Source organism: Collinsella sp. Sow4_E3, assembly GCF_052116285.1.
GTDB lineage: Bacteria > Actinomycetota > Coriobacteriia > Coriobacteriales > Coriobacteriaceae > Collinsella.
This window is the reverse complement of record NZ_JBQKLJ010000005.1, coordinates 60,549-79,404: the sequence shown is the minus strand read 5'-3', so window position 1 is coordinate 79,404 and position 18,856 is coordinate 60,549. Positions and strand designations below refer to the sequence as shown.

General features: G+C 61.8%; 17 protein-coding genes. 2 read left to right on the top strand and 15 right to left on the bottom strand.

Annotated features, from left to right (window positions below; genetic code table 11):
• Window positions 1–70: 70 nt before the first annotated feature.
• The 6 genes from ACTQ48_RS04975 to tmk all read right to left on the bottom strand — a co-directional run bounded on the left by ACTQ48_RS04975 (window position 71) and on the right by tmk (window position 7,340).
• Window positions 71–1,063 carry a substrate-binding periplasmic protein gene (locus ACTQ48_RS04975; protein WP_441570306.1) on the bottom strand — a complete coding sequence of 331 codons (993 nt, stop codon included), beginning with the start codon at window positions 1,061–1,063 and terminating at the stop codon, window positions 71–73.
• Between the two features lie 749 nt (window positions 1,064–1,812).
• The gene (locus ACTQ48_RS04970) at window positions 1,813–2,922 is read right to left on the bottom strand and encodes a hypothetical protein (protein WP_441570288.1); all 1,110 of its coding nucleotides are present in this window, start codon (window positions 2,920–2,922) and stop codon (window positions 1,813–1,815) included.
• 11 nt (window positions 2,923–2,933) lie between these two features.
• Entirely contained in the window at window positions 2,934–3,692 is a 759-nt protein-coding gene (locus ACTQ48_RS04965; RefSeq protein ID WP_441570287.1) for a ComF family protein, read from the bottom strand.
• Between the two features lie 150 nt (window positions 3,693–3,842).
• Window positions 3,843–5,537: a PSP1 domain-containing protein gene (locus tag ACTQ48_RS04960; RefSeq protein ID WP_441570286.1), complete on the bottom strand. Its 1,695-nt coding sequence runs from the start codon at window positions 5,535–5,537 to the stop codon at window positions 3,843–3,845.
• Entirely contained in the window at window positions 5,528–6,655 is a 1,128-nt protein-coding gene (locus ACTQ48_RS04955; protein WP_441570285.1) for a DNA polymerase III subunit, read from the bottom strand. Before ACTQ48_RS04955 ends, ACTQ48_RS04960 begins: the two co-directional genes overlap by 10 nt.
• 1 nt (window position 6,656) lies before the next feature.
• Entirely contained in the window at window positions 6,657–7,340 is a 684-nt protein-coding gene (gene tmk / locus ACTQ48_RS04950) for a dTMP kinase (protein WP_427747986.1), read from the bottom strand.
• A gap of 307 nt (window positions 7,341–7,647) precedes the next feature.
• Between tmk and ACTQ48_RS04945 the strand changes: the two genes are divergently transcribed.
• The gene (locus ACTQ48_RS04945; RefSeq protein ID WP_441570284.1) at window positions 7,648–8,634 is read left to right on the top strand and encodes a zinc-ribbon domain-containing protein; all 987 of its coding nucleotides are present in this window, start codon (window positions 7,648–7,650) and stop codon (window positions 8,632–8,634) included.
• 144 nt (window positions 8,635–8,778) lie between these two features.
• On the opposite strand, the gene ACTQ48_RS04940 is transcribed toward ACTQ48_RS04945, so the two are convergent.
• The 7 genes from ACTQ48_RS04940 to ACTQ48_RS04910 form a co-directional block, all read right to left on the bottom strand.
• Window positions 8,779–11,373 (bottom strand): DNA topoisomerase I, encoded by a 2,595-nt coding sequence (locus ACTQ48_RS04940; protein WP_441570283.1) that lies wholly within the window; start codon window positions 11,371–11,373, stop codon window positions 8,779–8,781.
• Between the two features lie 54 nt (window positions 11,374–11,427).
• Window positions 11,428–12,111, bottom strand: a complete 684-nt coding sequence (hypB, locus tag ACTQ48_RS04935) for a hydrogenase nickel incorporation protein HypB (RefSeq protein ID WP_152068470.1) — start codon at window positions 12,109–12,111, stop codon at window positions 11,428–11,430.
• Between the two features lie 54 nt (window positions 12,112–12,165).
• Entirely contained in the window at window positions 12,166–12,522 is a 357-nt protein-coding gene (gene hypA, locus ACTQ48_RS04930) for a hydrogenase maturation nickel metallochaperone HypA (protein WP_152068469.1), read from the bottom strand.
• A gap of 6 nt (window positions 12,523–12,528) precedes the next feature.
• Window positions 12,529–13,323 (bottom strand): twin-arginine translocase subunit TatC, encoded by a 795-nt coding sequence (gene tatC / locus ACTQ48_RS04925; protein ID WP_193221504.1) that lies wholly within the window; start codon window positions 13,321–13,323, stop codon window positions 12,529–12,531.
• Window positions 13,323–13,895 (bottom strand): twin-arginine translocase TatA/TatE family subunit, encoded by a 573-nt coding sequence (locus ACTQ48_RS04920; RefSeq protein WP_427718929.1) that lies wholly within the window; start codon window positions 13,893–13,895, stop codon window positions 13,323–13,325. Before ACTQ48_RS04920 ends, tatC begins: the two co-directional genes overlap by 1 nt.
• Before the next feature lie 153 nt (window positions 13,896–14,048).
• Window positions 14,049–14,363, bottom strand: coding sequence for an STAS domain-containing protein (locus tag ACTQ48_RS04915; RefSeq protein WP_152068467.1), 315 nt, complete (start codon window positions 14,361–14,363; stop codon window positions 14,049–14,051).
• Between the two features lie 66 nt (window positions 14,364–14,429).
• Window positions 14,430–15,734, bottom strand: a complete 1,305-nt coding sequence (locus ACTQ48_RS04910) for an aminotransferase class I/II-fold pyridoxal phosphate-dependent enzyme (RefSeq protein WP_152068466.1) — start codon at window positions 15,732–15,734, stop codon at window positions 14,430–14,432.
• Window positions 15,735–15,892: 158 nt separating this feature from the next.
• Between ACTQ48_RS04910 and ACTQ48_RS04905 the strand changes: the two genes are divergently transcribed.
• Entirely contained in the window at window positions 15,893–16,147 is a 255-nt protein-coding gene (locus tag ACTQ48_RS04905; protein ID WP_441570282.1) for a hypothetical protein, read from the top strand.
• Window positions 16,148–16,247: 100 nt separating this feature from the next.
• Here the strand turns inward: ACTQ48_RS04905 and nhaA are convergent, their stop codons facing one another.
• Both nhaA and ACTQ48_RS04895 read right to left on the bottom strand, forming a co-directional pair.
• Complete coding sequence (gene nhaA / locus ACTQ48_RS04900) at window positions 16,248–17,606, bottom strand: Na+/H+ antiporter NhaA (RefSeq protein ID WP_154515038.1); 1,359 nt, start codon at window positions 17,604–17,606, stop codon at window positions 16,248–16,250.
• A 263-nt stretch (window positions 17,607–17,869) separates the two neighbouring features.
• Window positions 17,870–18,793, bottom strand: coding sequence for a manganese-dependent inorganic pyrophosphatase (locus ACTQ48_RS04895; RefSeq protein ID WP_154515040.1), 924 nt, complete (start codon window positions 18,791–18,793; stop codon window positions 17,870–17,872).
• Window positions 18,794–18,856 lie beyond the last annotated feature (63 nt).

Here is an 18,856-nt window from a genome sequence, read left to right as displayed (position 1 = left end):
CGGCCATGCGTGTTGAAACCGTGAAGAAGCGCCTTGTTCAATGTATGGCAGGCTCCACCCCTACCAATAACTAGCTATTGAGCTTGTTGATGTCATCGTCGGTGATGGCGCCCTCCTGGCTAGACGAGGGGCTGTCGCCGTTGTTATCGGAGGTGCCGCCATCGGAGGACTCGGTCTCGTTGGACGTGGATTCGGATGCCTGCACATTGGCCCCCGAAACAGTCTTGGCGGTAAGGTCATAGGGCATTTGGCCGTACCAGACGCAGTGGACCGCCTCGAGCGTGCCGTCGACCGTGATGTCGTCGAGGGCATCGCCCACGGCACGGCACAGCTCATCGTTAGAGCTAAGGCCTGCGACGCCAAGCGTGGAGGGCGTCTCGAGCGTGCCGACACAGGAGATCTGGCTCATCAGGCGCGCGAGGTAACCACCGGCCGTGGAATCACAGACCACGTAATCGACCTCGCCCGACTCGAGTGCCTCGAAGCACTCGTTGATGTTGGAGAAGGTCTTTTGGTTGGCCGTGATGCCCTGCTTGGCGAGCGCTTCCTGCGAGGCCGAAAAGGTCTGAACGCCCAGGGTAGCGGTGTTAAGGGTTTCGGTGGAAACGCTCGGCGACTCGCCGTCACTGCTCTTGCCGAATACGGCGGGGGCGTCGTACAGACAGGTGCCAAGCGAGCTGATATCGCCGTCCGTAGAGCTGACGTCGCCAATGAAGATATCGGCCTTTTTATCGCTGAGCGCGGAATCGGCCGAGGACGCATCGACAAAAGCGACCTTGAGACCCATGCGGCATGCGAGGGCACGAGCGGCATCGACCGCATAGCCCGTGAGGTTTCCGTCGGCATCCTGCATGGCTTGCGGGGCATCGGAAGTATCGAGGGCGACCGTCAGGGTTCCCGGCGTGACCAGGGCATCGTCCGATACCGTGGGGGTAACGGTCTCGCGCTCGATCTGGTCGATCGTGGGCGTCGTGAACGTGGACAGTGGATTGAACGCGCATCCACTCAGGCCCAAAACGGCAATGACCGCCGCGGTCCCAGCACCCAACCGAGCTGCATGCATCAAGCTGCCCCTCACCATGTCCGCTACCCTGCCTTCTGTGTCGTATACGATCCGTGCCCTGCACGGAATATCGGGTTGTTCCCACCAGCTGACCTGGTATTTGACCCCACACTTGCGCACCGGGGCGTTTGCTCGGGAGGCCGCAGCCACCTTCACGACTGGCCCGCTCGCCCGCGAGGCGGTATTGCCCCAAAGAAAGTAGAACGGACGGTGCGGCTTACATCTAGGACGCGCCATGATCGCGCCGCGCGCACGCGGTCGCTTACGTGGATCCCTTTGACCGCGTCTGTCTTGGACTTGGATGGGCGCATTGCCCGTCCGCAACCACAGCCTGGCGGGAACGTAGCGCATTATAACTAAGTTCAAGCTAAAGTTTAAGGTTAGGGCGTCATTCGCACCGCGAGTACAGATTTCGCAGGTCGGAGCGGACCATTCGTGCCCCCATGAAGCCCGGAGCTCCCCTACGGGGAGCTCCGGGGTGCCCGCCTCGGGGTGCCGTGGCCAAAAAATGGCAAATATGAGTACTGTTACCAATTTTGTAACAGGCAATTTTGGCCTCTCGGACAGATTTTGCGCTTAGTGTCGCCAATCTGATGCTTAGTTATTCTACATTTGTTTATTATCTTCTTTCTTTACGCCGCCTCCGAGTCCTAAATTCTTTGATTTTGCTGTTACTGATTTAGTGACAGTACTCATATTTGCCATTTTTTGGCCAGGGCATATGATTAACCCCCTATTTTCGACGCGAATTATATCGGTTTAAGCCCAAAACACGCCCGCAGCGTGTTAAGCAACGCCTCTTGCTTCTTCCTGCGGGCATCGACACGATTCCGGTACCGCTTTCGCATACGCTGGTGGATGCGCCATGCGAGTGCCTCCATTGCCTCCATGTCGCAAAGTATTTCGTTGTTGACCGTCGCGACCTCGATTCCCATAGTAATCAAGCCCGTGTTGCGTTTTTCATCATGGATACGTCCCCTCCGGGAGGAATGGCCCAGCTCACCGTTGTATTCCAGGTCAAACCGGGCTGCTTCCTGATACGCATCGCAAACTGCATGCGGCATCCCCGAGATTGCCTGCGCGCGGTCATCGAACTCAATCTTGTAGTCGGTCTTAAAAGGACCGCAGGCAAATCCACCATAGGAAAACGGAAGTGAAAACATGGCAAGCATGATGCACTCCATGGGTGAGCGCAGGTTTTCCGACAGATAGGGACACAGCCGCCGCAGTTGTTTGGCCGCACTCCCCTTGCATGTCGCAAGGTAATCTGCCAGGCGATCGGGCGTCAGCACCGGCTCGACTTCAAAGTAGCCCACGTCTGCCGGTTGGTCCTTGTCCTTTGCAAGTCTATTCGCAACAGGCGAGGTATAAGGAGGTAGATACTTCCCGCGATCGCTTAGTGAAATCTTGGAACACAGTTCCTGGGCCAGGGCAAACGCCTGGGTACAGCCGACCTCGCGGGCGACGGCAACACAAAGGGCCTCGGGAGATAGGCTGTACACCCCCGGTTCCACCTCTAGAATCGAGCCGGCAGGCAACCTGGAGCACACGGACCAGCCCACGCCAGGCATGCGGCGGCGCTGCGCCGCAGATCCCACCAGCAAGCACAGATCTTCTTGCACTTCGCCGCTTTTGGCTCCAATTCGCACCAGGTCGGGAAGATAGACATCCTCGGTCGAAGGCGATGACGTACACAGCACGCGGCGCTCTTCATCGGGATTGAGGTCCTTCCAGCCGATGTAGCCCATCTGCCGGCGCTCGGCTCGAATCAAGCGCAACGCCGAGGCGCCCGCCAGAATCACGGAAGCCGCTAGCTGCTCTTTTGTCGGTTTATTGTGCTGCCTGATTGTTACCGCCACACGAATCACCCCTACCAAACGCGTGCGATAGCGAGGCCATCGACGGCTCTGGCGCCGGCGCGCTTAAGCTCCGCCGAGGCCGCTGCCATTGTTGCGCCCGTGGTAATGACATCGTCGATGAGCAGCAGACGGCAGCCACGTACATCCTCGACCGTCTCGTACATGTCCCGGGCATGTTCCCGGCGCTCGGCGCGACCGAGTTCGCGCTGGTCGCCATGACCGTATTTGACCAAGGCGTCCAGCAATGGCACGCCCGAAAGATCGCAAAACGAGCGCGCGATTGCTTCCATGTGATCAAATCCACGCCGCCGAAACGCCGCCGCAGTTGCGGGCACAAATACCACCGCGTCGGCACCGGACAGCACGCCGCCGTAACGGTCGGGGGCTGCTACCTGGGCATGCAGGGCGGTGTCGTAGAGCAGCTCTGCCAGATACGGTGCCAGACGGCGCTCGCCCGCATCCTTGTATGCCTTGATGATGCGCGGCAACGGATGTGCATAGACGGCGCACGCCAGGCAGCGATCGAGGGCCTTAGCCACCGTCGAAGACGCACCCTCGACCGAGCACTCGGTACACAGCAGGCCTCCAAACGGAGCGCCGCACCTCGTGCAGCTGTGGCGCGGATCGACAAGCGTGAGCGACGCCAGGCACTCCCGACAAATAAGCGCACCGGCACGCTCGCAACCGGCGCATCGCGTGGGCGAAAGAACCTCGAGTGCCTCATGCGCCGCGCGCTCGGCAAACGGTAGCAATTCATCCGCAAACGGCAAGATGCCGGCACTCCGTAAGCGGCTCAAACCATTCAGACAGTTATTTATGACAAAACCCTCCCTACGCTTGGGCGAAGGGAGGGTTGTCGATTCAGTGCCATGATACCCCGTTGCACTTGGGGTCAGACAAGTCGAATCCGCTTGAGGGCGCTATTCGCCGGCAGGCGGTTGCGGTGCGGACGAGGTGTGGGTCGAGCCTTCGCCACCATCCTGGCGCGGCTTGCGGGAACGGCGACGGCGGCGGCGCTTCTGACTCTGGTCGGCCGAACCCTCGCCACTGCGATCCTCACGCGGTTCGCGCTCGTCGCGAGCACCGCCGCGCGAAGCCTTGGCGGCAGCTCCTCCGCCATCGCCGGGGCGACGGCGCGTGACCTTGACTTCACCATCCGAAACCTGATCGGCCACAGAAGGAACCGAGGGTTTCTGCTGCGTGCCCGAGGAATGGCGACGGCGCGGACGCGGCGCGCGCTCCTCCTCGCCACGTGGCCTGCCAGCCTTGTCGGCAGGCGCGTCGGAGGCCGAGACGCCCTTGGGAGCGGCACCGGCCTCGCGAGCGGCTGCGGCGCGGAAGGCGTCCTCGCGCTCCTCGCTCGACAGGTGGCGGCGACGACGGCGCGTGGGGTTCATGCCGCCGCCGCGGTTTTGCTGCTGGGGCTGCTGAGCCTCGCGCTCGCGAGAGGCGTTCTTGCCCGCGGTCTCGCCGTTGTCGACGGACGCCGCGCGCTTGCGGCGACGACGGCCGCCGGCCGCCTCCTCGGCCTCGGAAGCCTCGGCCTTGCCGCGGCCCTTTCCGCGGCCACGACCCTCGCCCTGGCCCTGACCGGCACAAGCATCGGATTCGGCATCGCGACGACGGCGCTTGGGCATCGACGTGCCGGCCAGACGGTCGGCACTCGACAGGCCATCGCCCACGTAGACGCCGTTCTCGCGATCGAGCTCCATGAGCGCCAGGCGCATCTCGGGCGACTCGATGCGCTCGAGCACATCGCGCGTCACGCAGTCGGGGCGGCAGCTGCAGCCCTGCTCGGCGGCCTTCTTTTTGCAGCCCTCCGAGCACGTCATATCGGCCAAGTTGACCTTAAAGACTTTACCGTTCTCCAGGCGCAGCACCAGCTGCTCACGCGGCGTGTCATATTCCTGGATACGCGCCTTGCCGAGCGGCGTATCGATGAGCGTCTTCTTTTTGGGCGCGCGGCTCTTAAAGTCCTTGTACGCCTCGAACTCATAGCGCAGGCAGCACATCAGGCGGCCGCACACGCCGCTGATCTTAGACGAATTGAGCGGCAGGTCCTGCTCTTTTGCCATGCGAATCGAGACGGGCTCAAACTGTCCGCCAAAGCGCGTGCAGCAGAGCTCCTGTCCGCATTGGGCATAGCCGCCCACCAAGCGAGTCTCGTCGCGCACGCCAATCTGGCGCATGTCAACGCGAATGTGCAGCGTCGAGGACAGGTCCTTGACGAGCTGACGAAAATCGACGCGCTCCTCGGCCGCAAAGTAGAATACGGCTTTCTCGCCGCCAAACAGGTATTCGACACCCACCGGCTTCATCTCGAGGTCGAGATCTTTGACCAGACGGCGGAAATCGACCATGGCCTCATCGCCCTGAATGGCCAGGTCGTCGGCAAGCTGCAGGTCGATATCGCTCGCCACACGCAGCACGGGCTTGAGCGGCTGACCGATCTCGTCTTGCGGCACCTCGAAGGGATCGGCCGTGACCAGGCCGATCTCGGTTCCGCGCTCGGTGGAGCAAATGGCATAATCGGCCTCGAGGATATCCAGATCCTGCGGGTCAAACCACAGGTCGCGCGAGGCGTAGGTAAACTTAACGGGTACGACTAACGGCATTTCAGTGCCTTCCTGATATCGAACAGCATGACCTCGATGGCCAGCTGGGGAGTAACGTTTCTGGCAATGTTGCGCTCGGCGGTCGCGACCGCCTCGAGCGCCCGGGTGGCACCCGCAACATTCGTCGCGGCGGCAAGCCGCCCGATCGTGTCGCGCACGTCCTCGTTCACAATGTCTGCCGCCTCATCCTGAAGCGTCAGCAGCACGTCGCGCATGAGCGTCCGCGCGCTCGACAGCGCTTCCATGATACCCGAACGCTCGCGCGCGTTGAGTTCGCGCTTGTTGCGGTCCTCAAGCTGCTTCAATGCTCCACGCGACAGATAATCGGCGTTTTGCTCGAGCACCTTTTCCTGCGTGGACTTGACCTCGGCGAGCGGAGCCTTAACGGCGACGATGAGCGACTTGGCGCGGCTGAGTACATCGGCCTCGTCGGCGGCGATGAGCGAATCGATGGCGCGGATCATCTGGCGGCGAGCATCCTGGCGCTCGGCGCTCTTGAGGAACTCGATGCCGCGCGTGGGGCTCCCCGCCACGGCGACCGCCATTCGACAGCGTGCGAGATCCTGGCCCGTCGCGCGGCTCACGGCCTTCGTGGCCACGGCGGGCGACACCAGCCGAAACGGCACGCACTGGCAGCGGCTCACGATGGTGGGCAACATCACGTCTGCCGAGGTGCCCAGCAAGATAAACATAACGCCCTCGGGCGGCTCCTCGAGCGTCTTGAGCAGTGCGTTGGCGGTGTTGGCGCGCAGCTGCTCGGCACGGTCGATGATGTAGACCTTGGCCTTGGCACGGATGGGCGCCAGCGGCACGTCGTCGAGCAGCTCGCGGGTCTGGGCGATGAGGTAGCCCGTGGCGCTCTCGGGCGTGTAATAGTGCACGTCGGGGTGCGTATGGCGGGCGACACGCACACAGCTATCGCATGAGCCGCAGCCGTCCTGCTCGCACAGGAAGGCTTGGGCGAGCGCCCAGGCGGCATCGAGCTTGCCGGCACCGGGAGCGCCCAAAAACAGGTAGGCGTGCGATGCGCGGCCGCTGGCGACGGCGTTGGTCAAAAAATCGCGTACGCGCTCTTGGGTGTCGAGCTTGGCCAGCAGGCTTGCCTGAGCGGGGGCCATGTTACTCGGCCTCCTGGGCAAGCGTGGCGGTGACGGCGTCCTGGGAAATGTCGAGACCGTACGCGCGAACCTGCTCGACCGTCTGCGCGAAGACGTCCTCGATGGAAGCGGTGGCGTCGATGAGCTTCACGCGATCTGGCTCCTCGGCGGCAATGGCACTAAATCCCTGGTAAACGCGCTCCTGGAACGCCATGCCCTTGGCCTCCATGCGGTCGACCGCACCACGGGCGGACATGCGCAGCGCCGCCTGCTCGGGCGTGATGTGATAGACGAGCGTGAGCGCCGGGTGCGTCCCCGCGACAGCAAGGTTGTTGGCGTCGCGTACCATCTGGCGATCGAGGCCGTCGGCAAACGCCTGGTAGCAGGTCGTGGAATCATAGAAGCGGTCACACAGGACCACCTTGCCGGCCGCAAGGGCGGGAGCTATGACCTCGTGCACCAGCTGGGCGCGTGCGGCCTCGTAGAGCAGCAGCTCGCAGGTATCCCCCATCGCCGTATTGGCGGGGTCGAGCAGCAGGGCACGGATCTTTTCACTAATGGCGGTACCACCCGGCTCACGCAGGGTCACGACCTGGTAGCCAGCGAGCTCGAGCGCACGGGCCAGCAGGCGCGCCTGCGTGGACTTACCGGCACCATCGACGCCCTCGAGCGTGATAAAGCTATGTTGAGCGGGCTCAAAAGCCATGGGCGCATCCCCTTCCCACAAGGCGCGTAAATGCAGATATATCAACCAAATCATGATACCCCAGGGGCAGGCGCACCCCAAATCCAACCTAGTCATTGGGGACGTTCTTAAATGACTGGTCGTTTAAGAACGTCCCCAATGACTACCCAATGACTAAAGGTGCCTTTCCAAAGTTGCGGTGAAATAGGGACTGATTAAAGCTCTAAGACCGCCAAACAGTCCCTATTTCACCGCAACTTATGATGGGGAATTTTGGATGCTTGGTATAATCGTCGTATGGCATTGAAATGTGGCGAAAGGAGTGGCAATGTCTCGGTATTGCGCCTCGTGCGGCAAGCTTCTTGCAGATAATGCCAAGTTCTGCACCTCGTGCGGTGCACCCGTTGAGCAAACAGCCGCGAGCGATAGCCAGCCCGCTTTTGAGCAGACCGGGGCCCTTGATACGCCGCAAGCCAAGGCGGACGATCCCCTCGCTTATCGCCCCGACCCCGCCGCAAGCCCCGCGGCCGTCGAGACCACGCAGTGCATACCCGTCGCGAGCGGCTCGTCCCAACAGCAGCCGGCTCCCGCATACGCGCCTGCTTCGCCACAGACCCCCGCTCCCAAAAAGAGCGGCACCGGGGCGCTTGTCGCCGTTATCGTTGCGCTGGTGGCAATCATCATCGCCCTGGTCATCTTCTTTGTGATCAAACCGTTCGACAACTCCGCCACGCAGACGACTGCCGAGGTTACCAAGCTGCACCACGATGTTGACGATGATGACCTCAAGCCTCTCGGCGACCCCAATAGCCTTTACGACGATGACGATGACGACGAGGACGAGGCTGGCGGCGAAGCAACCCTCTCCGAGCAGAACCTCTACCGTCGCCTGAGCGAATACTACGACCTGCTCGAGGACCTCGATAGCCAGGTCCGCGCCTGCGCGCAGGCCTTCAATGGTAGCTATCTGGAAGAAGATCGCACCACCCGTCAAAATCTCGCCGACGTCGCCGAGCGCACGGAGGAGACCATCGAGCAGTATTACGATATCGTCGAGGACCTGGACGTCCCCATGAGCTCCAAGAACTACCACTCCTGGAAAGACATCATTGCCCTGTATGACGACCTGGATCACCGCATCGACGCGATCTGCGATGCCTGGGAGATCAGTCTAAAGTACGCAAAGCCCTCGGACCATAAGGACGAAATCGTGGCGCCGCTGGCACGCGACAACGAGCCGGGAACCAGCAGCAACAAGTATCGCTTGGACTTTGAGGACCGCTATCCCAGCGCCAAACCCGTCGAGGTGAACTAGCGTTTTGTCGTTCCCGAGCTGGCAGTTAGGGACGTTCCTAAACTGCCGGCAGAAAAGGAACGTCCCTAACTGCCGGATAAATAACGAGCGAGGATCATGAGACCCTCGCTCGTTTTTGGTTTGGGTAATGTTTCGGCTGCACCGCTACTTGTCGGTAGCTGGCTTCTTGGTGGTCGTCTTTTTCGCGGCAGCCTTCTTGGCAGTCGACTTCTTGGCGGTCGAAGTCTTCTTTGCCGCCGTGGTCTTCTTCGCCGTACTCGCCTTGGTCGTCGTCTTGCGGCCGCGGGCGGGCTTCTTCTCCTTGGTCGGGCAGTCCATGTTGACGCAGATGCGCCACGGACCGCGCGCCGTGTTGACCACCACGATGGGAGCGCCGCACTCGGGACAGGTCTCGCCCGTCGCCTCGAGTTTGCCACGCGCCGGCAGCGGATAGCTCACGCCGCAATCGTCATAGTTGGTGCAGCGGATAAAGCGCTTGCCGCTCTTCTCGCTCTTGTGCGCAATCAGATCGCCATGGCGTCCGGCCTCGGCGCACACCTTGCACTCGCCCACCTTAAGGTCGGGCTCGTAATTGGTGGGACACGTGGGGTTCACGCAGATCTCGAAAGCCTTCTGGCGGAACGGCTGGCACTTAATGCGCGGTGCGCCGCATTCGGGGCACACGGCAGCCTCGCCCTCGAGCGGGCTCACCTTGACGCCGCTCGGCACCGGATAGGTCACGTCGCAGTCGGGCCAGCCCATGCAGCCGATAAAGCTGCCGCGGGTCTTGGCGCTCGTCTTCATGACCAGATCCTTGCCGCACTTGGGGCAGGCGCCCACGCGCGCATCGGCCGTGACGGCATCGCTGATGGCGTCGCCCAGCTCCTGCGTATGCTTGAGCAGCTCATCGAGCACGCCGGCCAGCAGCGCGCGCGAGTGCGTCACGACATGCTCTTCGGTATCTTCGCCGCGCTCCACGCGGGTCATGTCGCCGTCGAGCTCGCTGGTCATATCGGGGCTCGTGATGCGCGGGGCAAACTGCGACAGTGCATCGATGATGGCGATACCCAGCTGACTCGGCTCCACGGGATCGTTTTTGAGGTAGCGCACGGCGTACAGGCGCTCGATGATGCTCGCGCGCGTGGACTTGGTACCCAGGCCGCGCTTTTCCATCTCCTGCACGAGCTTGCCCTGGCTGTAGCGTGCGGGCGGCTCGGTCTGCTTGGCCTCGAGCTTAATGTCGAACACGTCGACCATGTCGCCCTGCTCCAGCGGCGGCATCTGCTCGTCGCGCTTGAGTCCGTACGGGTATGCCTCGCGGAAACCCGGGGTCACGAGCACATCGCCCGAAGCCACGAACGGCTCGCCATTCACGTCGAGCTCGAGCTTGGTGTTCTCGATGGTGGCGGGGCCCATAAGCGTCGCCAGGAAGCGGCGAGCGATGAGGTCGTAGAGCTTGCGCTGGCCACCGTCGAGCGTGGACGGATCGCCCTCGCCCGTGGGGTAGATAGGCGGGTGGTCGGTGGTCTCGACCTTGCCGCGCGTGGGCTTCATGGGACCGGCGAGCACCTTTTTGCATACGGGCGCCAGCGCCGGGTTGATCTTTGCCAGGTCACTCACCACGGCGCCCAGATCGAGCGTCGCGGGGTACACGGTGTTGTCGACACGCGGATAGCTGATAAGACCCGCCATGTAAAGGGACTCGGCGATGCGCATGGTGCGTGCGGGCGAGATGCCCTCGGCCGCAGCGGCAGCCTGCAGCGAGGTGGTCGCAAACGGCGTGGGCGGCTGCTGCTTGCGCGAGCGCTTGGTCACCGCGGCGACGGTTGCCGTCGCAACGCCGTCGACATGGCCGTACGCCATCTCGGCAGCATCCTTGTCGGTAAAACGCGCCGTCTTGTGCGCGATCTTAAAGCGGTCGTCCTCGGCAGCAGCCTGCGCGGCAGCCATGCCGCGAATCTGCCAGTAGTCCTCGGGCACAAACGCCATGCGCTCGCGCTCGCGCTCGACCACCAAGGCGAGCGTCGGGGTCTGCACGCGGCCGGCAGAACGCACGTTGCCAAAGCCGCCAAACTTGGCGAGCGTCAGGTAGCGCGTGAGCACCGCACCCCAAATGAGGTCGATGTGCTGACGGCTCTCGCCGGCATCGGCCAGGTTCTGGTCGAGCGAGACGAGGTTATCAAAGGCCTGCGTGATCTCGGCCTTGGTAAACGAAGAATACTGGGCGCGGGCAACCGGCAAGTCGGGCGCAACCTCGCGCACCTTGTTGAGGGCGTCCGAACCAATCAGCTCGCCCTCGCGATCGAAGTCCGTGGCGATGATGACGCTGTCGGACTTCTTGGCAAGGTTCTTGAGCGAGCGAATGAGTTCTTTCTCGGCCGGCAGCTTGATAACGGGCGCCCAGGTAAGGTAGGGCAGGCTCTCGAGCTTCCAGCCTTTGATGGAGATACCGTCGGCAAGGAACGGTTTGCGCTTGGTGTCATAGGGCGGACGCGCCAGGCCATCGGGTATGTCGGCCGGCAGCATCTCGCCGTCCTCGGTGACCGAATACCAACCCAGCTTTTTATCGAATAGCACGCTGTCGCAAAAATCGGGCGCAAGGATGTGACCGGCAAGGCCGATTGTCACGCACTCCTCGCCCTTCCACTCAAAACGGTAGATGGGGGTGTTGTACACCTTGTCCTTTTTGGGCTTGCCCGTGGAAAGACGCTCGGCAATCTGGCGCGCGGCGTCGTTTTTCTCGGCGATGATGAGCTTCAAAAGAGGCTCCTATCTCGTGTGTCTGCGGCTGCGCCCGCACGTACGACGGCCGACTTACGCCCTTGTTTGTTCGATCTGCCCGATGAGCCAATCGCACCAGGCATCCATGCCCTCGCCCTTGCGTGCGCTCACGGCAAACCGCGGCGCCTGCGGATTGAGGTCATCGAGTGTCTTAGTATACCTATCCATGTCAAAATCGAAAGCCGGGGCCACATCGACCTTGTTGAGCAGCTGTGCGCCAGCGTGCTGGAAGATGCCCGGGTACTTAATGGGCTTGTCGTCGCCCTCGGGCACCGAGAGAATCATGATGGACAGGTTCTCGCCCAGGTCAAAGTCGACCGGACAGACCAGATTGCCCACGTTTTCGATAAAGATAACATCGATGTTTTGAAGGCCCACCGCCTGGTCAAACGCATCAACGGCCTCCATGATCATGTTGCCCTCGAGGTGGCACAGACCGCCCGTGTTGATCTGAATGGCGGGCATGCCGGCTTCCTTCATGGTGATGGCGTCGACATCCGAGGCGATATCGCCCTCGATGACGGCACAGCGCAGGCCGGCTTTGTCGCGCAGACGCTCGTTGGTGCCCAGAATCGTGGTGGTCTTACCAGAGCCGGGACTCGACAGCACATTGATCACATAGGTGCCTGTCTCTTTGAATCGCTGACGCAGCTGATCTGCCAGGCGCTCATTGCGCGACAGAATCGGCGATGCGATATCAATAGTTTTCTCGGCCATACTCGGCACTCCTTACTTCTACCATTTATACCCCGTCCCCAAATGGCAGGCTGGTTAATTGTCGGGGGTTTCAATCTCGATGCTGGCGATGTCGAGCTCGCGGCCGTGCAGCAGGCGCACGTTGGTGCCGCCACACTGAGGACAGCGGCAATGGAAGCGGTCGTGCTCAAAGACCTCGCGGCAGTCCAGGCACTCGCTTTGTGGATGGACTTCCTCCACGGCAAGCTCGCAGCCGCGCGTGAGCATGTCCTCGTCGCGAAACGTCTCCCACGCAAAGTCGAGCGCCTCACGCACAACTTCGGTCATATCCCCAATGCGCAGCGTTACCAAAACAGCGCGCGAGGCCCCCGCCCCACGCGCCGCGCGAATCACTGTATCGAGTATGCCGTTGACAATGCCAACCTCGTGCATACGGATTTACTCCTCGTCGTCCTCGTCGTCGTTCGAGAACAGATCCAGACGGCTCACAAACAAGCCTTCCTTGCCATCGCGCGCGGTAATGACCACGCGGGCGATGGCGAGCGAAATCTCGTAGAGCGAGAGCAGGGCGCCATACATGAGACCCAGCGTAACGGGCGAGCCGTCGGGCGTAATCACAGCCGAGCCCGCAAGCAGGCCAACGTATACGTAACGCCAGGCACCGCGGAAGGCCGCATAGGACACGATATGGAAGACAGAAAGGTAGAAGATGATGAGCGGCAGCTCAAACGCCACACCAAAGCCGATCATAAAGAGCAGCTCCATGTTGACGTAGTTCTCCAGATCGGGCAGCGCCGTAGCGACGGCCGAGGTTTCGCCGATGAGCCACTCAAAGCCCGCAGGGATGATGATGAAGTAGCAAAAGATTGCGCCCAGGAAGAACAGCACCGTCGAGGCGAGCACCGTGGGCACAACCCACTTGCGCTCGTTGGGGCGAAGCGCCGGCAGGAAAAACGCCAGAATCTGCCAAATGATCATAGGCGTGCACATGACAACGGCCATCTTGAGGGCCAGCGAAAAGCGCAGACCAAAGCCGCCGAGCGTGGTGGTGATGTAGAACTTACCGTCCGGCACAAAGGAGCGGATGGGGTCTTCCAGGATGTCGAGCACCACGGGCGTGGCGAAATACAGCACGATGGCGGCGGCAAAGACTGACACGACCACGATGGTCAGGCGGCGACGGAGCTCACCCAGATGATCGAAGAGCGGCATGCGCGCAGGTCCGATAGGCATTACTCATCGCCTCCCTTCGGGGCATGGGCGGCAGCGGCGTCGTCCTCGGCCTCGAGCTCGCGAGCGAGCTGGTCGACGACGGCCTTGCGCTTGCGGGGACGACGGGCGTAGAGGTCAGCCGTCGTGGGCTCTGCCGGCTCGGGCTCGGGCTCCGGCTCTGCAGCAGGCTCGGGCTCGACGGCGGCAGCGGCAGACTCGGGGCCCTCAGCCTCACCAGCAGCACCTTCGTCCTCGGCAGCACCCTCACTCGCGGCCTTCTCGGCGGCAAGGCGGGCACGGCGCTCGGCAAAGGTCTCCTTCTTTGCGGGCGCGGCCGTCTCGACGGCATCCTCGTCCGCATCGGAATCGTCATCGACGGCAGCCTTCTTGGGCTTGACCGGAGCCGAAGCGGCCTCGCTTACCGGATCGATAATCTCGGACTGAACAACAGCCGTCATCTTTTCCTGCGTCTCGCGGAACTGACGGATGGCACGGCCGATCGTGCGGCCCATCTGCGGGAGCTTATCCGGGCCAAACAGCAAAAAGCCGAAGACCACGATGATCGCGAGCTCACCCTCTCCAATACCAAACACACATACCTCCAAGGCTCGATGTGAGTCGAGCCCGCACCGCGCCATTCGGCCGGAACTCGTCTATTCATTCGGTCAAGTATAGCGCCCGGACGTCAAAACATCCGAGCGCATCACAAACATATACCAAACGGCACGCCCTTTTTGGGGCAGGGCTTATGCCGCCGTAATTGAAATCTCCTGGTCGACACCCAGCAACTGAACCACGCGCATCACCGGGGGCTGCACGTTGACGCAGCCAAACCGCTTGCCGTGATCGGCTGCGTGGTGCGCGGCGCCCACAAGTACGCCAATACCTGTCGAGTCGATATAGCTCACCTGGGCAAAGTCGAGCTCAACGGCCTCGGTGGGCTGCTCGAGCGCCAAGTCGATGGCGTTACGCAAGCTGTCGGCGTTAGAGATATCAATCTCACCGGTCACCCTGATGGTGTAGAGCTCCGGCGTGGGGTTGGTGGAAATTCCCAAATCCATGTATACGCTCCTTTGCGTATCGAGAGTGCGGATGGTACTGGACGCGGATTTGCGGGGCCCTACGCGTTAGGCGCGCTCGGCACGAGCAAGCTCGGCAGCGACGAGCTTGACGGCCAGCACCAGCACGTCGAGTGCGGCCTCCAGGTCCTCGACCGTGGGATAACTCGGCGCGATGCGGATGTTGGTGTCGCGCGGATCCTTGCCATAAGGCCAGGTGGCACCTGCCGGCGTGAGCTTGACACCCAGGTCGGCGCAAAGCGCGGCGACCTTTTGGGCCGAGCCCTCGGGGCCATCAAAGCTCACAAAGTAGCCGCCGCGGGGATGCGTCCAAGTAGCGCAACCCGTATCGCCCAGGCCCTCAGTGAGCTTGCGCTCGACGGCCTCAAAGCGCGGACGCAAGAACTCGGCATGCTTTTTCATGTGCTCCTTGACCGCCTCGATGGTGGGAAGGAAGCGCACGTGGCGTAGCTGGTTGAGCTTGTCGGCGCTGATAAGACCGGCCTTCAGGCGCTTGGAGAACTCCGCGATGACCGCGGGACTCGCACCGATAAAGCCGATGCCCGCGCCCGGGAAGGTAATCTTGGACGTCGAGGCGAATGCCACCACGCGGTCCTCGGTACCCGCCGCGCGGGCAAGATCGAAGATGTTGGCGAGCTCGTCGGTCTCGTCGTACAGGTCGTGCACGCAGTAGGCGTTGTCCCAAAAGATGCGAAAATCGGGCGCGGCCGTGGGCATCTCGACCAAGCGGCGCACGGTGTCCTCGCTAAAGGTGATGCCCGTGGGGTTGGAATACTTGGGCACGCACCAGATGCCCTTGATGGAGTCGTCGGTGGCAACCAGGCGCTCTACCTCGTCCATGTCGGGGCCGTTGCCGGTCATCGCGACGGGGACGTTCTCGATACCCAGGTCGGCGGTGATGCCAAAATGACGGTCGTAGCCGGGAACCGGGCACAGGAACTTGACCTTCTTACCGTCGTGCGCGGCCTCATAAGCCTCCCAAGGCTCGCTGCCGCACGAGCCGCAGCGCCAGAACATACCGGCGATATCGTGCTCGATCAAAAGGCTCGACGAACCCAGTACGAGCGTCTGATCGGCGGGGCAACCCAGGAACTCCCCCGCCAGCTTGCGTGCCGAGGGGATGCCCTCAAAGCAGCCGTAGTTGGAGCAGTCGACGTTACCGTCGTGCAGATCGGCGTCGGCATTGAGGATATCGAGCATGGGGCGCGAGATGTCCACCTGGGAGGGCGACGGCTTGCCGCGCGCCATGTCGAGCGCCAGGCCCTTGGCCTTGACCTCGGCAACCTCGGCTTTGAGCGCCTCGATGGCGGCATCGAGTTCGGTGGTTTCCATCTTCTGGTAGATCGTCTGCATGGGTGCGACCTTTCGCAAAGCGGGACGTTGCAGTTTGTCTAAGTATAGACCGCTACCGCCGCAACGGTATGAAGCCGTGATAGATTAAGTCCATCGCAATGAATTACGATATCCACCGTATGACCCGTATAGCCGCATGGCACATCCAAGGAGGCAGTATGGAATACGGCTCTTTTCAAGCCGAGGAGTTCGGAGACCTGCAGCGTCTGGTCGACGGCTTGTTTTATGACCGTAAGGCCATTGACCGCCTGGATCTAATCGTTCAGGCGGAGATTTTGGACCTGGCGCCCGATCTCATGGAAACCGTGAATCTTTTGCCGCCCGGCCACTACGACCGCCAATCGCTTTGCGACCAGCTTAACTCGGCCCTTGCCGCCCACGGCTGGGGCGCCGTCTACGGCACCGTGGAATAAAAATGGCAAATAAATGAAACGCCGTTTGTGACAGTGCTCACAAACGGCGTTTTTTCACACGAGGGCATCCGGGGCATGTCCGGCCCCGGTTTTCGCGCTCCTACTCGTCCTTGGGCGAAGGGTGCTTGCAGACCACACTCATGTAGATCATGCCCAGCACGGCCGCGGTAACAGAGCCGGCAAGAATGGCGGCCTTGGCGGCCAGAACCTCGAACTGGGCCGTCGGGAAGGCGAGGCCGCTGATGAGGATCGACATGGTAAAGCCGATGCCACCCAAAATGCCCACGCCGGCGATCATATGCCAGTTAACGTTATGAGGCAGCTCGCAAGCCTTAAGCTTGACCAGGGCAAACGTCACGCCAAAGATACCGATCGGCTTACCCAGCAGCATGCCAAAGTACACGCCGAGGGTCACCGGGTCGGTAAGCAGCACGCTCATGTCCACGCCCACAAGGCGAACCTGCGCGTTGACAAACGCAAAGATCGGCAGGATCACAAAGTTGACCGGCGTGGAGATCAGGCGCTCCATGCGGATGAGCGGCGGGGTCACACGGTGCATGACACGCTCGACTTTGGTGGTCGAAAGGGTAAAGTCGTGCTGGCCCAGGATGTGCGCCTCGTCGTCGTAACGGTCGTCGAGCAACGGCAGGTACTCGCCTAGCCAATCGGTAAGGCTATCGAGCTTAACACCGCACTTGGCCGGGATGGTGAAGGCCAGGATGACACCGGCAAGCGTGGCGTGCACGCCGCTCTTAAACATGCAAAACCACAGCAGCAGACCAAGCACCGAGTACGGGGCAAGGCGATAATGCTGAGTCTTGTTGAGCCACACAAGTGCGCAGGTCACAACCGCAGCGGCACCCAGCCAAAACGGACTGGGGCTCTGGCCGTAGAAAATGGCGATGGCGGCGATGGAGATGAGGTCGTCGGCGATGGCGAGCGTCGAGAAGAACACGCGCACGCCGTTGGGCACGCGATTGCCCAAAAGCGACAGCACGCCCAGCGCAAAGGCAATATCGGTTGCCATGGGGATGGCCCAACCGTTGCGGGCGCCAGCATGGTTAAAGATCAGGTAGATGCAGGCGGGAACGACGACGCCGCCCACGGCTGCCAGCATGGGAAGCATGGCCTGACGCGGATTCTTGAGCTCGCCGACCGTCATCTCGTACTTAAGCTCAATGCCCACCAACAAAAAGAAGATCGCCATGAGAAAGTCGTTGACGAAAAGCTCGACGGTGAGGCCAGCCGTAAGGTTGCCCAGACCCACATACAGCGGGGTCTCCAAAAAGTGATGGATAGCCTCGTAGACATCGGTGTTGGCGCAGATAACGGCGGCGATGGCGGCGATGACCATGACGGCGGCGGAAATCGTGCCGTTCTCGGCGATGCGCTCCCAGATGTCATGACGTTCAAAGCGCTTGCGCTCACGAACGTTGAACAGCTGCTCAGTTGCTGCCATGGGCGGCTCCTTTCACGGGAAAGCTCCCGTCTTAAAAAAGCACGGCCCGCCCAAGTGGCGGCACCGCGCTCCAACGTATTACGCTTGCATCTAGCCTACCCTGCACGACAAGCACGCAGGCGTGGCCGAAAAGCGGAACCACAGGTTGAACATTATTTGCCCAACGGTACGGGCGCCCCTGTCCAATAGAGGACGCGGTCCCGCGCACAAAAAACGACCGGAGCGCGGGGCGTCCGCGGTCCGGTCGTAGCAGGCTACAAAACCTAGCAGGCGGCCATGATGGGGGCAGCGACCTGCTTCTTACGGGAGAGGACGCCCGGCATCCAGACGCCGTCGTGCTCGTCGGCAATGCCCAGGCCCTTCTGAGCGGCCTCGGTCTCGCCCTCGAGCAGGACCTGCGAGCCCTCCTCCATGATGTCGGTGATGCACAGGACGATACCGTCGGCACCCTTCTCGGCGGCGTAGGCGCGCATGGCCTCGCGGATCTCGTCGATCATGCCGAGCGCACGGCTCTTGTCGACGGTCTCGTACTGGCCGATGAGCAGCTTCTTGCCGGCGGGCTCGAACATCTTGATGTCGTTGCCGACCATCTCGGCTGCGGTGAAGGAGCCGGACGGACGGGTGAGGAAGACCTCCATGCCAAACTTGACCGGGTCGACACCCACCTGCTCGCCGAGCTTGGCGGCGACGGCGCGGTCGACATCGGTGGTGGTGGGGCTCTTGAGCATGAGCGTGTCGGTCATCATGGCCGAGAGCAGCAGCTTGGCCTGAACGTCGGAAAGCTCAACGCCGAGCACGCCGGCGAGCTTAGTGACGATGGTGCAGCTGGAACCCCAGGGCAGGCAGATGTAGTGCAGCGGGCCGGCGGTCTCAAAGTCGCCGATGCGGTGATGGTCAACGACGCCAAAGACCGTGGCGTCCTTAAGGCCGGCGACGGACTGGGCGGACTCGTTATGGTCGGTGAGAACGACAAGCTGGCCGGCCTCGACGGACTCAATCATGCGGGGCTCGGCAATGCCGGCGTCTGCGAGCAGCTTGGCGGACTCTGCCGGAAGCTGACCAAGAGCGCAGACCTCATAGGTGTTGCCGGCATACTCAACCTGGTTGAGCAGCTGAGACAGAACGACGGCGCTCATGATGGCGTCGTTATCGGGGTTCTGGTGACCAAAGACAAGAACGTTTGCCATGGGTATCCTCCACTTGGTATGTGTACTTAGACGTAGCTATGGTAGCACGCTGGCAGCTGGCCT

Excerpts from the sequence above, each read along its gene's own strand:
- ACTQ48_RS04975 (WP_441570306.1), bottom strand. The coding sequence starts at position 1,063 with ATGCATGCAGCTCGGTTGGGTGCTGGGACCGCGGCGGTCATTGCCGTT.
- ACTQ48_RS04960 (WP_441570286.1), bottom strand. The coding sequence starts at position 5,537 with ATGCCGTTAGTCGTACCCGTTAAGTTTACCTACGCCTCGCGCGACCTG.
- ACTQ48_RS04955 (WP_441570285.1), bottom strand. The coding sequence starts at position 6,655 with ATGGCCCCCGCTCAGGCAAGCCTGCTGGCCAAGCTCGACACCCAAGAG.
- tmk (WP_427747986.1), bottom strand. The coding sequence starts at position 7,340 with ATGGCTTTTGAGCCCGCTCAACATAGCTTTATCACGCTCGAGGGCGTC.
- ACTQ48_RS04945 (WP_441570284.1), top strand. The coding sequence starts at position 7,648 with ATGTCTCGGTATTGCGCCTCGTGCGGCAAGCTTCTTGCAGATAATGCC.
- hypB (WP_152068470.1), bottom strand. The coding sequence starts at position 12,111 with ATGGCCGAGAAAACTATTGATATCGCATCGCCGATTCTGTCGCGCAAT.
- hypA (WP_152068469.1), bottom strand. The coding sequence starts at position 12,522 with ATGCACGAGGTTGGCATTGTCAACGGCATACTCGATACAGTGATTCGC.
- tatC (WP_193221504.1), bottom strand. The coding sequence starts at position 13,323 with ATGCCTATCGGACCTGCGCGCATGCCGCTCTTCGATCATCTGGGTGAG.
- ACTQ48_RS04915 (WP_152068467.1), bottom strand. The coding sequence starts at position 14,363 with ATGGATTTGGGAATTTCCACCAACCCCACGCCGGAGCTCTACACCATC.
- ACTQ48_RS04910 (WP_152068466.1), bottom strand. The coding sequence starts at position 15,734 with ATGCAGACGATCTACCAGAAGATGGAAACCACCGAACTCGATGCCGCC.
- ACTQ48_RS04905 (WP_441570282.1), top strand. The coding sequence starts at position 15,893 with ATGGAATACGGCTCTTTTCAAGCCGAGGAGTTCGGAGACCTGCAGCGT.
- nhaA (WP_154515038.1), bottom strand. The coding sequence starts at position 17,606 with ATGGCAGCAACTGAGCAGCTGTTCAACGTTCGTGAGCGCAAGCGCTTT.
- ACTQ48_RS04895 (WP_154515040.1), bottom strand. The coding sequence starts at position 18,793 with ATGGCAAACGTTCTTGTCTTTGGTCACCAGAACCCCGATAACGACGCC.